This window comes from Pseudomonas asiatica (genome assembly GCF_009932335.1).
GTDB lineage: Bacteria > Pseudomonadota > Gammaproteobacteria > Pseudomonadales > Pseudomonadaceae > Aquipseudomonas > Aquipseudomonas asiatica.
Genome location: NZ_BLJF01000001.1, coordinates 3,874,976 through 3,896,113 on the forward strand (window position 1 = coordinate 3,874,976; position 21,138 = coordinate 3,896,113).

General features: G+C 60.4%; 21 protein-coding genes and 1 tRNA gene. 5 read left to right on the plus strand and 17 right to left on the minus strand.

The window, feature by feature from the left end; genetic code table 11:
- Nucleotides 1-38: 38 nt before the first annotated feature.
- The 4 genes from GYA95_RS17965 (at nt 39) to GYA95_RS17980 (ending at nt 4,209) form a co-directional block, all read left to right on the plus strand.
- Nucleotides 39-926, plus strand: coding sequence for an alpha/beta fold hydrolase (locus GYA95_RS17965; RefSeq protein WP_013974016.1), 888 nt, complete (start codon nt 39-41; stop codon nt 924-926).
- Nucleotides 927-1,037: 111 nt separating this feature from the next.
- Nucleotides 1,038-1,111 (plus strand) — tRNA-Gly (locus tag GYA95_RS17970).
- A gap of 165 nt (nt 1,112-1,276) precedes the next feature.
- A complete protein-coding gene (locus GYA95_RS17975; RefSeq protein ID WP_015271613.1) occupies nt 1,277-2,983 on the plus strand; it encodes a SulP family inorganic anion transporter in 1,707 nt (568 codons plus the stop codon).
- A 215-nt stretch (nt 2,984-3,198) separates the two neighbouring features.
- A complete protein-coding gene (locus GYA95_RS17980; RefSeq protein WP_015271614.1) occupies nt 3,199-4,209 on the plus strand; it encodes a DUF4917 family protein in 1,011 nt (336 codons plus the stop codon).
- Between the two features lie 378 nt (nt 4,210-4,587).
- Here the strand turns inward: GYA95_RS17980 and GYA95_RS17985 are convergent, their stop codons facing one another.
- The 14 genes from GYA95_RS17985 to GYA95_RS18050 form a co-directional block, all read right to left on the minus strand.
- The gene (locus GYA95_RS17985) at nt 4,588-5,631 is read right to left on the minus strand and encodes a tetratricopeptide repeat protein (protein WP_015271615.1); all 1,044 of its coding nucleotides are present in this window, start codon (nt 5,629-5,631) and stop codon (nt 4,588-4,590) included.
- A gap of 1 nt (nt 5,632) precedes the next feature.
- Nucleotides 5,633-6,601 (minus strand): type II secretion system F family protein, encoded by a 969-nt coding sequence (locus GYA95_RS17990; RefSeq protein ID WP_015271616.1) that lies wholly within the window; start codon nt 6,599-6,601, stop codon nt 5,633-5,635.
- Nucleotides 6,602-6,627: 26 nt separating this feature from the next.
- Complete coding sequence (locus GYA95_RS17995) at nt 6,628-7,614, minus strand: type II secretion system F family protein (protein WP_015271617.1); 987 nt, start codon at nt 7,612-7,614, stop codon at nt 6,628-6,630.
- On the minus strand, nt 7,611-9,053 hold the full coding sequence (locus tag GYA95_RS18000) for a CpaF family protein (RefSeq protein WP_043935883.1): 1,443 nt from the start codon (nt 9,051-9,053) through the stop codon (nt 7,611-7,613). Before GYA95_RS18000 ends, GYA95_RS17995 begins: the two co-directional genes overlap by 4 nt.
- Before the next feature lie 3 nt (nt 9,054-9,056).
- Entirely contained in the window at nt 9,057-10,274 is a 1,218-nt protein-coding gene (locus GYA95_RS18005; protein ID WP_043935884.1) for an AAA family ATPase, read from the minus strand.
- The gene (locus GYA95_RS18010) at nt 10,268-10,771 is read right to left on the minus strand and encodes a TadE/TadG family type IV pilus assembly protein (RefSeq protein ID WP_015271620.1); all 504 of its coding nucleotides are present in this window, start codon (nt 10,769-10,771) and stop codon (nt 10,268-10,270) included. Before GYA95_RS18010 ends, GYA95_RS18005 begins: the two co-directional genes overlap by 7 nt.
- Nucleotides 10,771-11,241 carry a TadE/TadG family type IV pilus assembly protein gene (locus tag GYA95_RS18015; protein ID WP_015271621.1) on the minus strand — a complete coding sequence of 157 codons (471 nt, stop codon included), beginning with the start codon at nt 11,239-11,241 and terminating at the stop codon, nt 10,771-10,773. The genes GYA95_RS18010 and GYA95_RS18015 overlap by 1 nt, the downstream gene beginning before the upstream one ends.
- Nucleotides 11,242-11,250: 9 nt before the next feature.
- Nucleotides 11,251-12,573 (minus strand): TadE/TadG family type IV pilus assembly protein, encoded by a 1,323-nt coding sequence (locus GYA95_RS18020; protein WP_015271622.1) that lies wholly within the window; start codon nt 12,571-12,573, stop codon nt 11,251-11,253.
- 31 nt (nt 12,574-12,604) lie between these two features.
- On the minus strand, nt 12,605-12,880 hold the full coding sequence (locus GYA95_RS18025; RefSeq protein WP_043935887.1) for a hypothetical protein: 276 nt from the start codon (nt 12,878-12,880) through the stop codon (nt 12,605-12,607).
- Between the two features lie 15 nt (nt 12,881-12,895).
- On the minus strand, nt 12,896-14,383 hold the full coding sequence (locus GYA95_RS18030) for a type II and III secretion system protein family protein (protein WP_015271624.1): 1,488 nt from the start codon (nt 14,381-14,383) through the stop codon (nt 12,896-12,898).
- An 87-nt stretch (nt 14,384-14,470) separates the two neighbouring features.
- Nucleotides 14,471-15,283 (minus strand): Flp pilus assembly protein CpaB, encoded by an 813-nt coding sequence (gene cpaB, locus GYA95_RS18035; protein WP_015271625.1) that lies wholly within the window; start codon nt 15,281-15,283, stop codon nt 14,471-14,473.
- Nucleotides 15,284-15,295: 12 nt separating this feature from the next.
- Nucleotides 15,296-16,630, minus strand: a complete 1,335-nt coding sequence (locus tag GYA95_RS18040) for a DEAD/DEAH box-containing ATP-dependent helicase (RefSeq protein ID WP_015271626.1) — start codon at nt 16,628-16,630, stop codon at nt 15,296-15,298.
- A 15-nt stretch (nt 16,631-16,645) separates the two neighbouring features.
- On the minus strand, nt 16,646-17,164 hold the full coding sequence (locus tag GYA95_RS18045; RefSeq protein WP_015271627.1) for an A24 family peptidase: 519 nt from the start codon (nt 17,162-17,164) through the stop codon (nt 16,646-16,648).
- Nucleotides 17,165-17,193: 29 nt separating this feature from the next.
- Entirely contained in the window at nt 17,194-17,385 is a 192-nt protein-coding gene (locus GYA95_RS18050; protein ID WP_015271628.1) for a Flp family type IVb pilin, read from the minus strand.
- 448 nt (nt 17,386-17,833) lie between these two features.
- Here GYA95_RS18050 and GYA95_RS18055 point away from each other — a divergent pair, with 448 nt between their 5' ends.
- A complete protein-coding gene (locus tag GYA95_RS18055; RefSeq protein ID WP_061303741.1) occupies nt 17,834-18,712 on the plus strand; it encodes a response regulator transcription factor in 879 nt (292 codons plus the stop codon).
- Here GYA95_RS18055 and GYA95_RS18060 read toward each other — a convergent pair.
- The 3 genes from GYA95_RS18060 to GYA95_RS18070 form a co-directional block, all read right to left on the minus strand.
- The gene (locus tag GYA95_RS18060; RefSeq protein WP_015271630.1) at nt 18,697-19,197 is read right to left on the minus strand and encodes a helix-turn-helix transcriptional regulator; all 501 of its coding nucleotides are present in this window, start codon (nt 19,195-19,197) and stop codon (nt 18,697-18,699) included. The genes GYA95_RS18055 and GYA95_RS18060 overlap by 16 nt on opposite strands.
- Before the next feature lie 5 nt (nt 19,198-19,202).
- Nucleotides 19,203-19,478 (minus strand): hypothetical protein, encoded by a 276-nt coding sequence (locus GYA95_RS27975; protein WP_080604900.1) that lies wholly within the window; start codon nt 19,476-19,478, stop codon nt 19,203-19,205.
- A 194-nt stretch (nt 19,479-19,672) separates the two neighbouring features.
- Nucleotides 19,673-20,887: a class I SAM-dependent methyltransferase gene (locus GYA95_RS18070; RefSeq protein WP_015271631.1), complete on the minus strand. Its 1,215-nt coding sequence runs from the start codon at nt 20,885-20,887 to the stop codon at nt 19,673-19,675.
- Nucleotides 20,888-21,138: the final 251 nt, after the last annotated feature.

The following is a 21,138-nucleotide window of genomic DNA, read 5'->3' on the forward strand; positions in this document are numbered from 1 at the left end:
GTGACGCGAATACCCTTTTTGCGCCAGGAGTCGATGACATGAGGCCAGAAATCGCTGTACTTGATATCCAAGGTCAGTATCGGGTTTACACGGAGTTCTATCGCGCGGATGCGGCCGAGAATACGATCATCCTGATCAATGGCTCGCTTGCCACCACGGCCTCGTTCGCCCAGACGGTACGTAACCTGCACCCGCAGTTCAACGTTGTACTGTTCGACCAGCCATACGCTGGCAAATCCAAGCCGCACAATCGCCAGGAACGCTTTATCAGCAAGGAGACCGAAGCGCATATTCTCCTCGAGCTGATCGAGCACTTCCAGGCAGACCACGTGATGTCGTTCTCGTGGGGTGGCGCAAGTACGCTGCTGGCGCTGGCGCACCAGCCGCGGGGCGTGAAGAAGGCAGTGGTGAGTTCGTTCTCACCGGTGATCAACGAACCGATGCGCGACTACCTGGACCGTGGTTGCCAGTACCTGGCCGCCTGCGACCGTTATCAGGTCGGCAACCTGATCAACGACACCATCGGCAAGCACCTGCCGTCACTGTTCAAGCGCTTCAACTACCGCCATGTCAGCAGCCTGGACAGCCACGAGTATGCGCAGATGCACTTCCACATCAACGAGGTGCTGCAACATGACCTGGGGCGGGCGCTGGATGGTGCACGCAATATCGACATCCCGGTACTTTTCATCAATGGTGACCGCGACGAGTACACCACGGTCGAAGATGCGCGGCAGTTCAGCAAGCACGTGGGACGCAGCCACTTCAGCGTGATCCGCGATGCAGGCCACTTCCTGGATATGGAACACAAGGCCGCTTGCGAGGACACTCGCAGTGTCATGCTGGGGTTCCTGAAGCCAACCGTGCGTGAACCTCGTCAACGTTACCAGCCTGTAAAACAGGAGCAGCATGCATTGGCCATCTGAGCAACTCGGCGTCGTGTGGCTCAAACCCGCAAACCATGGGGCGCCGACAAGCTTTTTAATAACTTGGGCTTCTAATTCGTTGAGGGTTCTGGTAAAAAGTGCTGCGCAAACGCGGGTATAGTTTAGTGGTAAAACGAAAGCTTCCCAAGCTTTAGTTGAGGGTTCGATTCCCTCTACCCGCTCCACATCGCATTCCCGCATGGCGTTCCAGCAACGTCATCGCTGTCAAAAGGAGCCCAGGCTCCTTTTTTCGTTTCTCCCCCCTCCCTTTGACCTGCCCCATGGCCATTTGCCTGCCGATCCGCTTCAATGCGTGGATGGATTCGTGAAGCATTTCGAAAGGACGACGCATGTTTCTCTCCCGCTGGCTACCGGGCCTTGCCAACCTGCTGCACTACCGCCGCGAGTGGTTCCACGCCGACCTGCAGGCCGGCCTCTCGGTGGCGGCGATCCAGATTCCCATTGCCATCGCCTACGCGCAGATCGTCGGCCTACCGCCGCAGTACGGCCTGTATGCCTGTGTGCTGCCGATGATGGTCTATGCCCTGATCGGAAGCTCGCGCCAGCTGATGGTCGGCCCAGACGCCGCCACTTGCGCGATGATCGCCGGCGCCGTGGCGCCGTTGGCCATGGGCGAACCGCACCGGATTGCCGAGCTGTCGGTGATCGTCACCTTGCTGGTCGGGGTAATGCTGATCGCGGCTGGGGTGGCCCGGGCGGGGTTCATCGCCAGCTTCTTCTCGCGGCCGATCCTGATCGGTTATCTCAACGGTATCGGCCTGAGCCTGATCGCCGGGCAGTTGTCCAAGGTGGTGGGGTTCAAGATCGAGGGCGACGGTTTCATCCTCAGCCTGATCAACTTCTTCCAGCGCCTGGGCGAAATCCACTGGGTGACGCTGCTCATCGGCATCGCCGCACTGGGCCTGCTGATCTGGTTGCCACGACGCTACCCCCACCTGCCTGCGGCGCTAACTGTAGTGGCGCTGTTCATGCTGCTGGTCGGGCTGCTCGGCCTTGACCGCTTTGGCGTCGCCATTCTCGGCCCGGTACCTGCCGGCATCCCGCAGCTGGCCTGGCCACACAGTAACCTGGCAGAAATGAAAAGCCTGCTGCGCGACGCCCTGGGTATCGCCACCGTCAGCTTCTGCAGCGCCATGCTCACCGCACGCAGCTTTGCCGCCCGGCACGGCTACGCGATCAACGCCAACCACGAATTCGTCGCCCTGGGCGTAAGCAACCTGGCTGCCGGGGTTTCCCAGGGCTTTGCCATCAGCGGTGCAGACTCGCGCACTGCGGTCAACGACATGGTCGGTGGCAAGAGCCAACTGGTGGGCATCATCGCAGCACTGGTCATCGCCCTGATCCTGTTGTTCTTCACCGCGCCGATGGCGTGGATCCCGCAGGCCGCGCTGGGTGCCGTGCTGCTGATGGCAGGCTGGGGGCTGATCGACATCAAGTCGCTGAAGCATATCCGCCGCCTGAGCCGCTTCGAGTTCTGGCTGTGCCTGCTGACCACGGTCGGTGTGCTGACCCTGGGTGTGCTGCCCGGCATCGTGTTTGCCGTGACCCTGGCGATCCTGCGCCTGCTGTACAGCATCTATCAGCCCACCGACGCGGTGCTTGGCTGGCTGCCCGGCACCGAAGGCCAGGTGGACATCCGCAAACACAAGGATGCCCGCACCGTGCCAGGCCTTGTGGTGTACCGCTTCGACGACGCGATCCTGTTCTTCAACGCCGACTACTTCAAGATGCGCCTGCTCGAAGCGGTGCAGAGCCAGGAACGGCCCAGGGCCGTGCTGTTCGATGCCGAAGCGGTAACCAGCATCGACGTCAGCGGCATCGCCGCCCTGCGCGAAGTGCGCGACACCCTGGCCGCGCAGGGCATCTTCTTTGCCATCGCCCGCGCTCGCGGCACCTTCCTGCGCATGCTGGTGCGCTCGGGGATGGCCCGGGAGATGGAAGACAAACTGCTGTTCGGCTCGGTGCGGGCGGGCATTCGCGCCTATCGGGTTTGGCGTAACAGGAGTCGCGTTGAGCAACGGGCTGAACAAGGTTGAAGCATTGCGTCGTTGCTACTGGCCATATCGCCAGCAAGCCGGCTCCCACAGGTACTGCACTGCTCTCAAGGCCTGTGGCGAACCGTGGGAGCTGGCTTGCCGGCGATAGGGCCAGTACAGGCTGCACAAAGCAGTTGCCTGGACACCAACCCTCGCACACTTTGCATGACATGCTAAAGTCGCCCCCGTTCCCGCTCCACCCAACGGACCCCAGCATGCCCGCACTAGACGCCACCCTCACCCCCTGGCCGGAACTCGCCGCCCGCCACCCTTGCGACGCCCTGCTGCTGGGCAACGGCGCCAGCCGCGTGCTGTGGAAGCCGTTCGGCTACTTCTCGCTGTTCGAGGAAGCGCAACGTGCCGGGCGCAAGAAAGGCCTGGCCGTCAGCGACCAGGCACTGTTCAAGTCACTGGGTACGGAACTGTTCGAGCCGGTGCTCAGCGCCCTCAACACCACCGTGCGCACCAACGCCGCGCTGGCCATCAACTCCACCGCGCCGCTGAACCGCTACTACTCGATCAAGGAAGCGCTGATCCACGCCGTACGCACGGTGCACCTGCCGTGGCCACTCATGCCGGCCACGACCCTGGCTACCCTCAACCAGGCGCTGCGTGGCTACCGCAGCGTCTACACCAGCAACTACGACCTGCTGCTACCGTGGGCCGTGCAACACGCCCCGCAGGGTTTCGCCGAACTGTTCGACGAGCAAGGCTTTTTCGACGTGCGCCGCACCAACGGCGAAGGCACGCGGGTACTGCACCTGCATGGCGGCCTGCACCTGCTCAAGCTGCCCGACGGCACCACCCGCCAACGCAGTGCCGACAGCGCCGAACTGCTCGATGGTTTTGCCGTGAACATCCCGGGCGAAGTGCCGCTGTTCGTCAACGAAGACCGCAGCGACGAGAAGCTGCGCGCCATCCGCAACTCTGACTACCTGGGCTGGTGCCTGGGGCAACTGGCGCGGGAAAGCCAGGGGCTATGCCTGTTCGGGCTGCACCTGGACAGCAGTGACCAGCATCTGCTCGAAGCCATCCGACAGGCCCGGCCGAAGCATCTGTCGATTGCCATACGGCCATTGAGCGAGGCATCGGTGATCAACCAGAAGCAGCATTTTGTCGACAGGTTCGGGGATATGCCGGGGACAGTGCTGCACTTCTTTGATGCCAGTACGCATCCGTTGGGGCCAGCAGCGTTGGCTATTGAAGCACCGCTCACCCACAGGTGAAGTGGACCAATTGGGGGCCGCTTGGCGGCCCAACGCCGGCAAGCCAGCTCTCGTAGAACAACACCTGACTCATTGGTTCGGCGAGGTTCTGTAGGAGCAGCCTTGTGCTGCGAAGAGGCCGGTACAAGCAACAGACAGGCTTTGTCAGTACCGGCCTCTTCGCAGCACAAGGCTGCTCCTACAAAGGACGCGTCAGACGAGCGAAATATGTTCTCTGCGCGACAGCGCAGCCCAAAAGGGCTGGGCAATCTCCCACAGGGATCGCGCAACTCCTGAATTCTGCGCGGTACCTGTGGGAGCCGGCTTGCCGGCGATGGGCTGCGTAGCAGCCCCGTTTACGCTATCTGACAGGCATCAGCGCTTGCCCGCGGAACCCCATCAAGGCGCCGACGCGGTTGTCACCTGCACGGCCGGGCCAACTGCAACCGGCTCGGGCATCGCTACATCGCCGCCCAGCTGGCGGATTTGCCGAATCTGCTGGACCCTGTTCAGGTTTTCCCAGGCGACGGGGTAGTGCCCCGGCGACAACTCGATCGCGCTGCGGAAAAACTGCTCGGCCACATCCAGCTTGCCTTCCACCAGGCAGACATAGCCGACATCATTGCTGGCCTCGGCACGCTTTTCGACCTGTTCGAAGGCAGACACAGCCTCCTCATAGCGCCCCATGCGAGCCAGCAGCAGTCCATAGTTGCGCCACAGCGGCTTGTAGGTGCCGTCGTAGCTCACCCCTCGCTTGTACCTGAGTTCAGCTTCAGACCATTGCCCGGCCATGTAGTAGGAATACCCCAGGCTGTTCTGCACCAACGCCGAACGTGGATCGATGAGTTCGGCCAGGCGGTAGTAGGTTTGCGCCTCGGCGAAGTTGTCGGCCAGATCCGCCAACACCCCCAGCCCGTTATAGGCCTTGAGCGGTGACTTGCTGTCGACCCTGAGCGCAGCCGCCCCTGTCTGGCTGTTGGCCGGGTCCTTGACGAAGCGTTTCTGATCCACGGCAACTGCTTTCAACAGCATTACCTTGGCCTGCTCATGTTTACGCATGGACAGATTCAGCAGGCCCATTTCCGTCAGGGCATCGGGGTTTTCAGGTGCCTTGCCCAGTACCTCGGTGAAGGCCATCTCGGCAAGCTGGTTATTGCCCCGTTCGCGGTGGATACGGCCAACCCAGACCAAGGCCTCATAACGTTCGGGCGCCAGCTCGAGGACGCGCAGGTACTGGTACAGTGCTTGGTCCAGGTCACCGGCCTGGTAAGCCATCGCGGCCATCTGCATTGCCTGGTCGGGCGAGTTGCTCTGCGACTGCACCTGGTAGAGCACCGAATTGCCACCGGAGTAGACAGAACGCACCCCGTTCAGGTCAGGCCCTGTGCTCTGGCACCCCGAAAGCACGGCTATCATGGTCAACAGCAAGCTGATCCTGTTCATGTCATAGCTTCCCGAACATTCTAAGTATCCCGATGATCACCGGGCCGATGGCAACCAGAAAAAAGCTTGGCCACAGACAGAAAATTAGCGGAAAAACTAGCTTTGTTCCGATTTTCGCGCCCATTTCCTCCGCGGCCTGCATGCGCCGGTCACGAAACTCCTCGGCATAGATGCGCAAGGTGGCCGCTACGCTGGTGCCGAAGCGGATGCTCTGTGCCAACAGGCTGACCAGGCCCTGAATGTCTTCAAGACCGGTGCGCTCCGCCAGTTGCCTGAGCGCTTCAGTACTGGAAACACCGGCGCGGATCTGCGCATTGACCAAGGCCAGTTCCTCAGCCAACTCGGCCTGGCTGACTGACATTTCTTCAGCCACCCGCTCGATAGCCTGTGGCAACGCCAGGCCCGACTCCACGCAAACCACCATCAAATCCAGCGCATCAGGAAAGGCCGCACGCAACCGCTCTTGACGAGCCTTCTTGCGCTTGTCGACATACACTGCCGGCAGCAGCCATCCGACAGCAGCCCCCATCACCACCACGACGATAATCTTGGTCGAGGAAAAGTTGGGAACCAGTGGTAGTGTCAACAGCGAGACACCAACAAGTATCAGCGGCAACAGCAAACGCACCGCCCAATACACCTGTACCGCTGACGCCGAGCCATACCCCGCGTGGGTCAACAGGGTTCGGGTGGTTGATACCTCCCCTTCCGCAGCAGGGCCAAGGCGCCGACCGACCCGCTCCAGTAGAAGCTGCAGGTTGCCTGGTGCCTCCCGCCCAGTCGCAGCGCTAGCGTGGCCACGTTTGATCAATGCAAGACGACGTTGAAGAGGGCTCTGCAGCCCCAGCACCAGTAACGTCACAGTGATCACCGCAATGACCGTGCTCATCCCGATCGCACCAATGAGCAGCATGCGAGTCAGTGCCTCGTTGTCCGTGACCTGGCTCAACAAACCGATCAAATAATCCATGACCTACGCCCTCATGCGAGAACTGCCTAAACCTGGATACGAATGATTTTACGAATCCAGAAAATCCCCACCAACATGGAGCCAAAAGCCCCAATGATCAGCTTTTGCCCAACGGGATCCTTGACCAGCAACGTCAAGTACGCGGGGTTCATGACAACGATCGCAGCCGCCAATACAAAGGGTATGGCTATCAACACCCAGGCTGACATTCGCCCCTCGGCCGACATTGTCTTGATCTTGCGCTGAAACCGGAAACGCCCGCGTATCAAATTGCTCAGCCGTTCCAGTACTTCCGTCAGGTTGCCGCCAGTCTCACGGTGAATGAGGATCGAGGTGACCAGCATCATCACCGTCATGCTTGGCATCCGCTCCAGAAGGCCAAGCATGGCCCTGCGTACATCATTACCGTAATTGATATCGGCGAAAGTCAGACCGAATTCATGCGCAACAGGTCCCTTGTGTTCATCTGCCACCAAACGCAGGGTTTCATTGAAGGGGTGCCCGGCGCGCAACGCCCGGCACATGGCTTCCAGCGCATCGGGCAAGCCCTCCTCGAACTTGGCGAAACGCCTGCCACGGTCATGGGAGATTTTCAGCAGTGGCAGCCAGAACGCCACGAACGCTGCCGCCAGCGCCAGCCACCAGTAAGGGAAGAACATCCAGGCCAGCATCCCGGCAGCCGCTGCCAGAGCCAACCCCAGCAGCAGTACCCGATAGGCCCGGTACTCATGGCCGGCCTGCTCGATCAGTTGCGTCAGCGTCGCCATGAAGGGCAATTGCTCGAGCCGCGCCTCCAGCGGCGACAAGCGCGTCAGGTATTTCTGCCGCAGCACGGTCTGCATGTTCGGCAGATGGCTTGCCCGCTCCAGGAGCACAAGTCGGCTGCGGATACGCTTGCGTACCTTGCCCGCCTCGCCGAACACCGGGACCACCAGGCCTTGGCTGAGAAGAAACACGGCAACGAACACCATGCCAAGAAATATCAGGATGTATTCACCAGGTATCTGGCTCATGATTGACGAGCCTCCATCCATTCAGGCCTGAACATCGACAAAGGCAACTCGATCCCGCGCTTGGCCAAGGCATCGCGAAAAGCCGGGACCATGCCACTTGGCCGAAAGTCACCAAGCACCTGGCCCTGCTCGCCCACGCCACTGCGAACAAAAGAGAAGATCTCGGTCATGGTGATGATTTCACCCTCCATGCCGTTGATCTCCTGCACACTGACCAACCGCCGCTTGCCGTCTTCCTGCCGCTCCAGCTGGATCACCACATCGATGGCCGAGGCGATCTGCTGGCGCATGGCCTTGATCGGGAATGTAGCGCCAGACATCAAGACCATGTTCTCGACCCGGCCCAACGCATCGCGCGCGGTGTTGGCGTGGATGGTAGTCAGTGAGCCATCGTGCCCGGTGTTCATCGCCGTCAGCATGTCCAGCGCCTCGGCGCCACGCACCTCACCGATCACGATACGGTCTGGGCGCATCCGCAGGCTGTTGCGCACCAGCTCACGCTGGCCCACCTCGCCACGCCCCTCGATGTTCGCAGGCCGTGTTTCCAGGCGCACCACATGTGGCTGCTGCAGCTGCAGTTCGGCCGAGTCCTCGATGGTGACGATGCGCTCGTTATGCGGAATGAAACTGGACAGCACATTGAGCATGGTGGTCTTGCCGCAGCCGGTGCCGCCGGAGATCAGCACGTTCAGCCGGCCCCGCACGATCGCCTTGAGCAGCAAGGCGATGGCCGGCGTCAGCGCGCCCGCCTGGATCAGGCTGTCGGTATTGAGCAGGTCCACCGCAAAGCGGCGTATCGAGATACTTGGCCCGTCGATGGCAAGCGGCGGGATGATCGCATTGACCCGTGAACCGTCTTTGAGGCGTGCATCGACCAACGGCGAAGACTCGTCGATACGCCGGCCGAGGCTGGAGACGATGCGGTCGATAATGTTCAGCAGGTGCTGATCATCGCGAAAACGCACATCGGTGCGCTGCAACTTGCCGAACCGTTCGACGTACACAGAGTCATGCCCGTTGACCAGGATATCGGACACCGTGTGGTCGGCCAGCAGTGGCTCCAGCGGGCCAAGGCCAAGCACTTCGTCGGTGATCTGCTTGATGATCAACTGGCGACTGGCTGAGCTTACCGGCGCCGAATGCTCATCGAGCAGACGCTGGCAGATATCACGGATCTGCCGCACGGCCTCGGCCTGCTCGAGCGAGTCGAGCAAGGAAAGGTCCATGACCTTGAGCAGTTGCTGATAGGTTTTCTCCCGCCACTCGGCTTCCACCGATGTGACCTGGCTTTTCGTTTCAAACAGAACATCCGGTGCCGAATGTTCCCACGCCATCAGCGCCTCTGCCGGGTCCTTAGCGCCGCCACCCTGCTTCGACGGCGTCGATGCCTCGGAGGTGACTGCCTGTTTGCGCAAACGGTTACGGAAATCGCTAAGCATGGTTCACCCCCGAAAAACACGTTTGAAGGCGCGTTTGAACAGTCCGCTGTCTGTGGCCACCTGCTTGCCCACCAATTCCTCGGCCAGCCCACGCAGCGCTTGGGTGATCGCGGAGCGAGGTGCTTGCAGGCCTAATGGCACACCTGTGTTCTGGCTCTGATTGATAACGCTGAAGTCATTCGGCAGTTTCACGATATTGGTGCAACGCAGCGCCTCGCCGATATCCTTGAGGCTGACCGGCGCCGCCTTGTCGTAGCGGTTGACCACCACCTCCAGCTGGTTGCCGCGTACGCCCAGGTCATCGCGCAGAATGCGCGCCAGGGAACTGGCGTCGCGCAAGTGGTTGACGCTCTGCTGCACCACGACATACACCCGGTCGGCCTGCTCCAGCACCGAAGCGGTGATATGGTCGATCTGCCGCGGCAAGTCCGCCACAACCCAGTCATAGTTGGCCCGGGCCAGCTGCAGCAGCGCATCGAGCTGTTCGGCCTGGACATCCTGCGGCAGGCACAGCTCATTGGCGCGGCTGCCAAGCACATGCAAGGACGGGCTGAAATGGCTGCAGAAGCCGCGAAGTGCAACACCATCCATTTCTTTTATCTGCTGCAACACGTCCAGTTGACTGTGCGACTGCGCCACATCCAGATGATGCGACACGCTGCCAAACTGCAGGTCCAGGTCAAGCAACAGGGTGTTGCCCTTGAGGCTGAGCTGATGCGCCAGGTTGCAGGCCAGCACCGTGCCGCCGGAGCCACCCTTGGCATTTATCACCGCGACCAGTTTGCCTGTTGCCGTGCTGTTGGTCTGGGTTTCCATGACCATACGGTTCAAGGCAGCGATAAGCTCCGTGGCAACGATGGGCTCCGGCAGAAAGTCGCGCGCACCGGCCTGCATCGCCAGGCGCATGCCTTCCCGATCGTCCAGCAGGCCACACACCAACAGCGGCGGGCGCTCATGGGCCGGGCGTTGCAACAGGGCCGCCAGTTCCTCATGCCACAGCTGACCAACGCGCAGCAGCAGGAAATCGGGCATCCGGTCCAGCCCGTACAACGGGTCGCAATGCCCATTGCTGACCTGGCGAACATTCACCTCCAGACCGGCGATGCGCTGACAGATTTCTTGCAGCTGGCGCAAGGCCAAGGCGTCGGAGCTGCTGATCAACAGACGCATCCCGGGTTTGATGGAGGTAGCGGATACGGAAGATTCCCTAAGATTCAGCATGGCGTGATCTCCGGTACGACATCCGCCTCGGTATGACGCCCGAGGCTCTCTCGAGGTAAGGTCGCCTTGAATACTGGCAGGGTAATGGGCACCCCAAAACCTGGAATAAACAGGCTGAATTGAAAGTTCTGCAGCGTCAGCTGCACATAGCGGACGGCGGCAAACCCGGTTGCACTTACCAGATCACCGGGGTTGGCGACCTGTGCACCGTTCTTGTCCAGGTAACGCAGGGTCAGGTCCGAGGTGTCCAGGCCGGCCAGCAGGGTGCTGGCACCACTGTCGCCCGCACTGTTGAATATGGCCCTGCGCAGCACCACTGGATCGCTGATATTGCACACCGCAGCCAGGCGTGCGCCACGCCGCACGGACTCATTCAAGACGTTCACGGTGTAGTACAGCCGGCCTATTTCCAGCACCCCGAACAGCAGCGTGAACATCAACGCACTGACAATGGCGAACTCCACCACGTAAACGCCCTGCATGCTTCTGCGCTTCATCACAGTGCCCTCATCACGGTGGTAGCGACCAACGGGAAGTTCAGCGCCGTGCCGTTGCCGATAAATGCCGGAATACCGCTGGCGATCAGCGGGGAAAAGACCGCGCTGATGGTCACCTGCACGTGGTCGTTGGTACCCGCCACCTTGGCAACCTGCACGGTAGTGTTGGCGGGCATCCCGGTCAGGCTGCAGGGCGGCGTGGAAGGCGCACCATGCACCGCCACGTACTTGGTCATGCACTCGAGATCGGCGCTCACCTCGACCTTGCCAAGGGTCGAGCTCCAGGCCTGGCTGGCGACGAAGCGCGCGGCATCACGGCTGCCCTGCAGCAGGCTGTTGTACTGGTAAAGCATTCGGCCGAATTCGCCGAAGGCCAGCAAGGTCAGGAGCATCAGCGGCAGGGTGATGGTGAATTCGACGATTGCCACCCCTTGCTGGCGCTGCGCACGCTTGAGCCGATGAAGTTCCATGACGCGCTCCTAGGAGTCGGTGCTCGGTGTGCCACTGCCACTGATAAAGGTTTTGTACAGCTGGATGATCTGCGGGCCGGAATCGTCCTGCGGCGTAGGCCCGGGCACACCGTCGCCTTCACATTGCTTGACGAACTGGCCGAAGATCTGCGAATCCCCACCCGAGTTGTCGGCCGGCTGCACCACAAAGAAACAACCGAAACCGATGACCGGAATCGACGAGGCTCCCGAGTTCTTGCCGGAGCAGTCCCCCACCACGATCTTCAACATGCGCCGCTCGAAAACCCCGTTCGACTGGCACCCCGCCCCCCCGCCGGCGACACATGCGGCGGTCTGCGCGGCATAGTCGTTGTAGTCGAACAGCGGTGTACCGCCAGCAGACAGGTTGCCATTGCTCGACGTGACAAGTTGCCCCTGCTGCTCCACCTGGTGAGGCGTGGTCTTGTCGTTGTACTTCATCACCGGGTTGCTATAGGTCGTCACCAGGTCGGGTGGATAATCCGAACTCTTCAACGACCCGGAGTACTCGCCGAATCGGGTATTCAGACCTTTGACGGACGGGCCAACCGTGTTGCCAGGCTTGGTGTCCGCGTTGTCACCGACATTGCGGCAAACCGAACCGCCGCCGGCCATCAGGTCGCCAACGGTCTTGCCACCAGCGCCGAAATCGAGCAGCTGGAAGTTGCCCGGGCCAATCGGGTCGCTGTTCTTGGCAGCCGATTTCAAGACCTCCAGGTCACCAAAGCGATACCCCCAGAACATGCCTGCATCCGGGTTGTATTGAGCCGGGTTGCCACAGACCAGCAGTGGTGCAAGATCACAGGGGCTGGTCGGACTCGGTCCGGCGGTGGCAATTGCCGTCACACTCTTGGTAGTAGCGGCGCCCTCGGTGAATGACTGGGCAAAGTTCCAGAAAAATCCCGCCAGTGAATAATTCGCCACCGAGACCCGTACGTAGGTGGCATTGGCCGGTCCCGGGTAGGAGAAAGGCCCATAAACATTGTCTGCCAACTCCACCACCGCGAATCCGCCAGGGTTGCCGCCGATTGCCGCCGCCAGCTCCTGGTTGCCGGTGGCACTGGCATTTTTTTGCAGAGTGGAGAGCGCGGCATCACGCGTGGTACTGGCAGCATTGCCAGTGCCCATCACCTGACTAAGGGTTTTTGCGCCACTGAGAGCAGCGGCATCCACGGCATTTTGCAGCCGGGTCTTGTTCAACAACATGTGACCGCCATCGAGCACCAACGCGGCCATCATCAAAATCGCAACCAGAGCGATCACGATGATGACAGTCACTGCCCCCCGCTGTTGACCTGGCGGCGCGGTGAACATCCGTTGAGCTCGAGGAGTCATGGTCACGCCCTCAATCATTACTCAGTTGGATCTGAATCGGCTGACCGACCTGCTGGGCATCGCCGGTCGTCCCCCGATAACTATTCATCACCTTCTCCAGCAATGGCCCATCGGCGCCCACAGCGGGCAGTTCGATACCTGGGTTTGCAGCTACCTCTTTATCGGCAATTTGCTGGTAGGTGGTCTGGTAGACGCTGTAGCCCAGCGGGCCAACGCGCCCTTCGTCGTAGGACATGCAACCCGACAACCCCGACAGCAGCGCGCAACACACGATCATGCTTCTCATGCTGGTTCTCTCCGATCAGTTCAGGTCATGGCCAAAGTTGCCACCGCTGACCCCTAGGCTGACGGGCACCGCGCGCCCGGGCTCGCTGCCCTTGGTCTTGCCGAGCAGGTAGAAGTCCAGGTCACTGGGCTCGACGAATTTCTCGGTGGGCAGGCGCACCGCCTTGGCATCCACGGGCTTGGCGAGGTGCGGCGTCACCAGGATCACCAGTTCGGTTTCACCGTTGATGAACGACTGGCTGCGGAACAGGTGCCCGAGTATCGGCAGGTCCCCCAGCCCAGGGAAACGGCTGACGAAATCGCGGGTGTTTTCGCTGATAAGACCGGCAATGGCGATGGTCTGGCCATTGCCAAGTTCGACCGTGGACTCGGCGCTGCGCTTGGTCAGCGACGGAATGACCTGGGTAACACCATCGCCCAGAATACTGTTCAGGCCAGTGTCGAGTACCAGCGAGTTGACGTTGGAAAGCTCGCTCACCGAGACATTCAGGTTGAGGTTGATACGACCGGAGTCGAGCACCACCGGCAGGAACTTCACGCCGACACCGAATTCCTTGTACTCGATGGTGATGCCATCATCCTCGGTGATCGGGATCGGGAACTCGCCACCGGAAATGAACTCCGCCTGCTGGCCGGTAAGAGTGGTGAGCGTTGGCTCGGCCAGCACCTTGGCCGAACCATTGTCCTTGGACGCTTCCAGCACCACATTGAAGAGGAAATCGTCGGACAGGAACTGGGCGAACAAGCCTTTGCCGCCACCAATCAGCGAACCTGGCGAAAGGATCGACCCGCCGCCCGGAGTCAGGCCCAGTCCTTGACCATTGTTGAACCCGCCACCGCTCCAGTTGCCGGATGAGCCAAGGGCATTGAAGCGCACGTTGAGGTTCTTGATCAGGCTGCGCTGCATCTCTGCCACTTTCACTTCCAGCATCACCTGCTGGCTGCCACCGACGCTGAGCAGGTTGATCACCTCCAGCGACTGGGCTGGTGCCGCCTCGGCGGCTTCACCCTTGCCTTGCACCACACTCGAGGTCTGCGCGGCATAGGTCTTGGCCACTTTCATCGCTGTGTCCATGGCCGCGGCGCTGCGCACCTGACCACGCAGTACCAACGCGCCTTGTGCGCTGAACACCTCGATGTTCTCCTCGGGCAGCAGCTGGTGCAGTTTGGTCTTGAGCCCGGTGAGGTCATGCACGACCTCCACATCCATGGTCTCGATCAAGCGGTTGTTGCTGTCCCACAGCAATACGTTGGTAGTGCCGAGGGAACGGCCGAGCAGGTAGAGCTGGGTCGGGCTGGTGATCAGGATATCGGCGATATCCGGGTTGCCGACCGAGATTTTCCTCACCGGCGTACGAGCGCTGATCGTCCGCGACTTGTAGATGGGCACCTGGACCATATTGGTGCTGGCCGCCGACATGGCGCTGTATCCCGATCCCGGTTCTGCAGCCTGCGTCACACCGACGAACAGCAGTTGCGTACCCAGCCCGCACAACAGGTACATCCCTAGTCTCTGCAAAGTATTCATGCACAACTCCTTGCGAGGTATTCTTGTTCCTGCCGAACGTTAGCCATTCGGACGCCTGCCGCCTTAAAACCTTGCTTTCGCTACTTCAACTTCAGTCCCCCGGATAATGGTGACCGCGCCTACTCCACCGTTACCCTTTGCCACCGGTTTTGGTTGGGGTTTGGCTACTGGCGGCGCAGCCTGGACCGGTGCGGCAGCGGCAACGGCTTGCGGTTGCTTCTGAGCATCCAGCGGGTTACGCAGGGCCAGTTGCAACTTCCCTTCCGATTGCGCCTTGACCAGTACCTCGGCCTCTTTGGCCGACATTTCCAGGGTCACGGCACGCACCACTACAGGTTGTGTCTTGTCCGTCCCCGCCGTCTGGTCCACTGCCAGCACGCGCAAGTCCTGGAGAATGGTCCTGGACTCTGAGTCATTACTGCTACCGTCGCTGCGCTTGGTCGCCAGTACATCGACCCGGTTGCCCGGCAACAGGAACCCCCCCACCCCGACCACGTCATCCACACGCACCGAAATGGCTCGTTTGTCCGGGGCGATCAGCGAAGCCAGGGTACTGCCACCCAGGTGCTCAGCCACACGTGCGCTGCGCAGCACGTCGCCGCGCAGCAGGGCGAAGGTGGCGATCTTGCCAATCACCTTTTCATTGCTGTCGAAGGCATCGTCAGGCACCGCATCCTTGGGCATGCGCACAATGGCGACCTGCTGGGCCTCGATCATCTGCCCGAATGGAATTTCCACCGCGGCGACCACCACGTTCTTCATCTTGTCATCCGGGGCCGCGTTGAGCCGGCCATCAAGCCAGTTGTTGGCCATCAAGGCGGCACCGAGCCCCAGGGTCAGGGAAACGGCAATGAGGATCAGCGTACGGGCACTCATGTCTGCATCTCCTTATCCAAGGAAGTCGATCTGGACGAAGTAGCTACGCCAGGCCCAATCCAGCTCCTGCGGCGACAGCGCCCCCTCGCCCCCCAGGTAACGCTGGCGGTCGAGCGCCATGCTCAGCAGGTCGCGCGGGTGGCAGGGCACCAGCGGCACGCCTTCGGCCTCGTACAGCGCCTGTAGCGCATGGCGCAACAGCAGTGGGTCGTAAGCCAGGCCCAGGCGCTCGCACTCCTGGCGCCAGATACGTTCGTATTCATCGACCTTCAGGTAGCTGAACTGCAGCTTGTAGCCGATGCGCCGCAAGAAGGCTTCGTCGGCCAGCTCCAGGGGATTCAGGTTGGTGGAGAACACCAGCACCAGATCGAACGGCAGTTCGCAATGGCGCCCGCCACCCAGGTTGAGGAAGTCGCGCTTCTCTTCCATCGGCACGATCCAGCGGTTGAGCAGTTCGGCCGGGGCCATGCGCTGGCGCCCCATGTCGTCGATGATGAACAGGCCGTTGCTGGCCTTGAGTTGCAAGGAGGCCTGGTACTGACGGGTACTGGGATCGAAGCGGACGTCCAGTTGCTCCATGCCCAACTCACCGCCAGTGATCACAACCGGGCGTTTGCAGCGCACCAGCCGGCGATCGATGCCTTCGTTCAGCAACAGGCTGGTGGGTTGACTCTCCTCCTCCAGGCGTTGATGCACCTGGGGGTCATACACCTCGATGACCGACTCGTTGATCTCGATGGCATGGGGTACCCAGATGGACTCGACGAACAGTCGAATCAACCGGCTGCTGACGTAGGTCTTGCCGGTGCCTGCGGGGCCGTAAATCATGATCGCGCGCCCGGAGTTCAACGCTACGCCCAGTTGATCGAGCATGCTCTCCGAGAGCACTACGCCAGCGAACGCCGCGTGCATGTCCTGCGTACTGATGCGGCCATGGTGAATGGTCTGCAGCTTGAGCAGGTCACGGTAGGCACTTACCGGGAAGGGCGCCGCGCCGATGTAGCCGCTGCGCGCCAGTGCATCCCGGGCGGTACCGCGGCCGCGCTCGGTCAAGCCGTATCGCAGCACCTGCCCCCCCGTTTGCACACCGACCTGGCCCAGCACTTCGACGCGGCCATCCTTGCGCAGAAAGGCCAGCACTTCTTCTACCACCGCACCGGTCAGTGCCAGGCGCTCGACCAAACGCGACAGGTCCAGCGTACCGGCATCGTGCAGGTGCTTGCACAGCAAATCACCGAGAAAGCTTTCCGTCAGGCCAGTCTCATGGACGGTCCGCGGCTGTGGTGCAAGGCGCTGTACCGTTTCCCGATCATTGAAGTAGGTACTGCTGTCGCTGATCGCATACATGGCTAGCCTCCTAGGCTACCGACCGATATAAAGCCAATAGCCACTGGCCAGAGTTCCGAGCAAAATTGCCACGGAGTAAGGGAACGGCTTGCCGGCTACTTCATTTGCCGCCGGTGCCAAGTAAGCTCGTGCACTTGCTATCAGCCAATAGCGCGCCAAGGTTTGCTTTAGTTGGCCGCGAAACAGGACAATCAGCACACCGCACAGCGCACCGGCCATCAAACTGAAAAAAACAGCCCACAACGCGCTGAATGGGGTCAGGAAACTACCGACCATGGCCATTAACTTAACATCGCCGGCAGCCATCCCGCCCAGAGCGTACATGGGCAACAAAACCGCAAAGCCGATCAGGGTGGCCAATGCAGCATTACCAAGCCCGTCGACCCCGCTTGCATAGGCCTGGCTTATCAGGCCCAAAGCCAGTCCAACAACAATCAGTAGATTGGGAATGCGGTGGCAACGAAGGTCGCTCACCACCGCAATACCGAGCAGCACTAACAACATGATTGAAGTAGACATCTGCTCTATGGACATCGCCCCATCCCCCAATTGCGTCAGGCTTGTTAGCAGGCATTACCGGCCATGCAAGTCGACAACCTACCGAGAGCAGTGGTTATGGCACCCGCCAAAGTATCGAATGAGGCGGCAACAGCCAGAGTTACCAGGCCACCTGCCACGGCATATTCCACGATGGTCAGACCATCCTCATCTTTGACGAACTTCATAACCGAAGCCTTGATTGTTTGCAGAGTCATTTCGCTCACCTCGCTAAGGACATTATCTTTCTTCCCAGGCAGTGGCGGTTGCACTACCTGATGGGAATCCTAGTCAGGGGGAGACGACAGTCGTTAGGAGATTTTTGCGAATCGCTAGGACTTTTTTGCGGCCATTGGCCAGCATCCAAAAAGTGACAATGCCACCAGGAAAACAGGTAGCAAGCGTCAATATGAGAAGCACTTTCGTACGCATTTGCAGCCGGCTCAGGGAAAGGTTCTGGCACGTTTGTTCAAAGCCGACAAGCGGTCGTCATGATCAAAGACCAGCCTGACTGCGGAACCTGTCTAACATCAGGGTTTTACAAAACGCATAGAACCCCCTAAGCAAAAACGATCTAAGGTAATAACCAAATTGCTCGGCGACTTAATAATGTTTTGACAATACTGCTGCTCGTAGGGAAACTGCCCAGCATAAGGTTAAGTCACGATGTCTAACCCGGGCACAAAGCCGCTGCTGTTGTGGTTCGATCTGACACGCGATCATTCCACCGAAGCGCTGATGGCACAGTTCAGTCATGTCTGCGATTGCAAACTGGCGAAGGCCGTGGCGCATTCCGAACGCCAGCAGGCAGACATGATCTGCATGCATTTCGATCGTCCCGACACGCTCAACCTCAACCTGCTGCTGGAAGTGAAACGCAACTCACCGTCCATACCGATCACCATGTTCACCGTGCAGCACTCCGAAGAGCTGGCTGTCTGGGCCATGCGTTCGCGGGTCTGGGAGTATCTGGTATTGCCGCTGACAAGCGGTGAGAAAAGTCGCTACATCGATGTCCTCAAGCAGCTTTGCGACATACGCCGCGCCAGCAAGACCTCAGGCAATGCGCAGCGCATCGACCACCTTCCCTCTTTGCCGGACAGCATTCGCCTGACCGGCGAACACCACAAGCACCAGGCGCTCAGCAAGGTCATGCCATACATCGACCAGCATTTTCGCGAATGCATCGACCAAAAGGACATCGCACAGCGCTGCGGCATGACCACGGCCCGCTTCAGCCGCCTGTTCAAGGAAGTCAACGGCGTTGGGTTTCTGGATTACATCCTGAGCAAGCGCATGAACCTGGCCATGGACCTGCTCGTCAACAGCCAGATGCCGATTACCAGCATCGGCTATGAGGCCGGCTTCAAGGACCCATCCTACTTCGCCCGTGCCTTCAAGCAGGTCAGCAACTGCACGCCCAGCGAATACCGCCAGGCCCGCCAGCTCGAAGCGACGGCCAGCGAAACCGAGCCCTTGAAAGATACCAATGCAGCCGTGGCAGACAATTTGTTGCAGGGTGCGGGGACTCAAAAGTATCGCTGAAGCACTACCCGTTCATATGCGCTTGAAATATTGACTGCCATCGCTATGCGAGCCAGTTCAAGGGTGCCCTGGCCAATTGAGTAACTACCCCGCGCCTGCAACCAAACCAGAATGTCGGCAAGATGCCAGAGAGCAGTGCTGCCATCGTGCACGGGGGCAGGGAAGTTATGTGAATGCGCCAACATTAATTTCCGCATGTTTTGCCGAGATACGCCTATGATTTCAGCCACATCGGATAGCCCTACAAGATCGGGGGTCGCTTCGATAAGGCGAGCGCCTGGCACCACTCTGCAAACATCTCTCAAAGCGCTCTCGATAGCCTCTTTCGCAGTAGGGGACTCGCGGATGAAGGCAAGCGCCAAGCGGCCCGGTTGACCTACGCCAACCACCGCATCATCGCATCCGCCTTCAGCCAGACGCTCCAGTAGCGCATCGGTGTCTTCGTTTTCGCTCAATTGATACTTGAGGGTGAACTCATATTCCACTGCTTCTACTCCTCTCCGGCATTTGGTGCGCCTAAGGCAACTTTGCTGCCCGAACAGTTATCAACCACACGCCTCAGCTGACGCGCCAAATTGCCAGGGCTCCTCGGGGTGCTCCAGATACTGGTAATGCAAAACTCCCCACACCGACAATGGGCATCGTTCCACGGGCAGTACATTTTCCCCCAACAATGCCCCCCACCCACCACTACTCTCCATCCCTTTGACTCAGCGTGCCTCAAGGCCTGCTCAACCTCCTTCCTGGCGTGACTGGGGCGTGACATCAGATTTTCTCCAGTGTGGACTTGCATGCCAAAGGTTGTCAAATGACAACCACCCAATCGGCAAGCGTGCACGCCACACTACAGAATTGATGATGCTGGGAGTCGCTGTAAGTAACTGTTGGGAATTTTCCTACGCGGAATCGAGACTTCGACCCGAAGAATGTTTTAGAGGCCCGTAGAAGCAAGCAGTGCTATCAGAGCAACCCGTCCGCCTGCAACAACGTCTCCAGGCAATGCTCCTGCACCCCGTAAAACGCCTTGAGCTGTCCGATCTTCTCCAGCAACGCGCCGTTGTCCCCTGCCTGGCGCCGCTTCACCGCAAGAATCATCTTGTTCTTGTTGGTGTGCTCCAGCGAAATGAACTCGAACACCTTGGTCTCGTACCCGCAAGCTTCCAGGTACAGCGCGCGCAGGCTGTCGGTCAGCATTTCGGCCTGCTGGCCCATGTGCAGGCCGTACTGCAGCATCGGTTGCAACAACCCCGGGCTGTGCAGTTGCGGGCGGATCTGCTTGTGGCAGCACGGCGAGCACATGATGATCGCGGCGTTGCAGCGGATGCCGGTGTGGATGGCGTAGTCGGTGGCGATGTCGCAGGCATGCAGGGCAATCATCACTTCGATGGCCTCGGGCACCACGCTACGCACGTCACCACACTGGAACTCCAGGCCCGGGTGCTCCAGACGCAAGGCGGCGGCGTTGCACAGGTCGACCATGTCCTGGCGCAGCTCGACGCCGGTTACCTGTGCTTCGCGGCCCAGGCTATTGTGCAGGTAGTCGTGCATGGCAAAGGTCAGGTAGCCCTTGCCTGAGCCGAAGTCGGCCACCCGTAGCGCCTGCTCCGCCGGCACCGGTGCACTGGCCAGGGCGTGGTCGAAGACTTCGATGAACTTGTTGATCTGCTTCCACTTGCGCGACATCGACGGTATCAGCGCGCCTTGTGCGTCAGTCACGCCGAGGTCCCGCAGGAACGGCCGTGAAAGCTCCAGATAGCGCTTCTTCTCGCGGTCATGGCCGCTGCGACTGGCAGCTTCGCGTGGCGCCTGTGCGCCGTGGCGCTGGAGCATGGGCTTGCCCTTCTTGCTGAAGGTCAACTGCACTTCACCGTCGGCATCGAACAGGTGCGCGTTGCGGAAGCTGTCCGGTAGCAGCTCGGCGACCAGCGCCTGGGCCTGCTCCAGCGCCAGATTGCGGGTGATGTCGCGGGTCTGGTGGCGATAGACCAGCGACAGGCACGGCTGGCCCTTGACCTGCAGCGGCTTGGCAATGATCCGTTGCAGGGTCTGGTCGGCACCGACATGGCGCGCCAATACCAGTTTGACCAGGGTATTGCCATGCAGGGCGGCGGTCAGCAGGTCGAGAAACTGGGTGCGCGCATCCGGCGCGGATGGGGCAGAAGAACTGGCGGACATGGAAAAACGGTGCCTCGGATAGCGGGGAGCGCATGGCGCAATGCACGCATTCTACAGGGTGGCTAACTTCCTGTGGGAGATCGCCCAGTCCTTTGGGCTGCGCTGTCGCGTAGGGAACTGAATTCGCAAGCGGTACGCGTACCCTGTGGGAGCGGCTTTAGCCGCGAAGAATCCAACGCGGTGCATGGCCCCGGCTGCGCCGGTGTTCGCGGCTAAAGCCGCTCCTACAGGGGGCGCGTCAAGCCATCGGG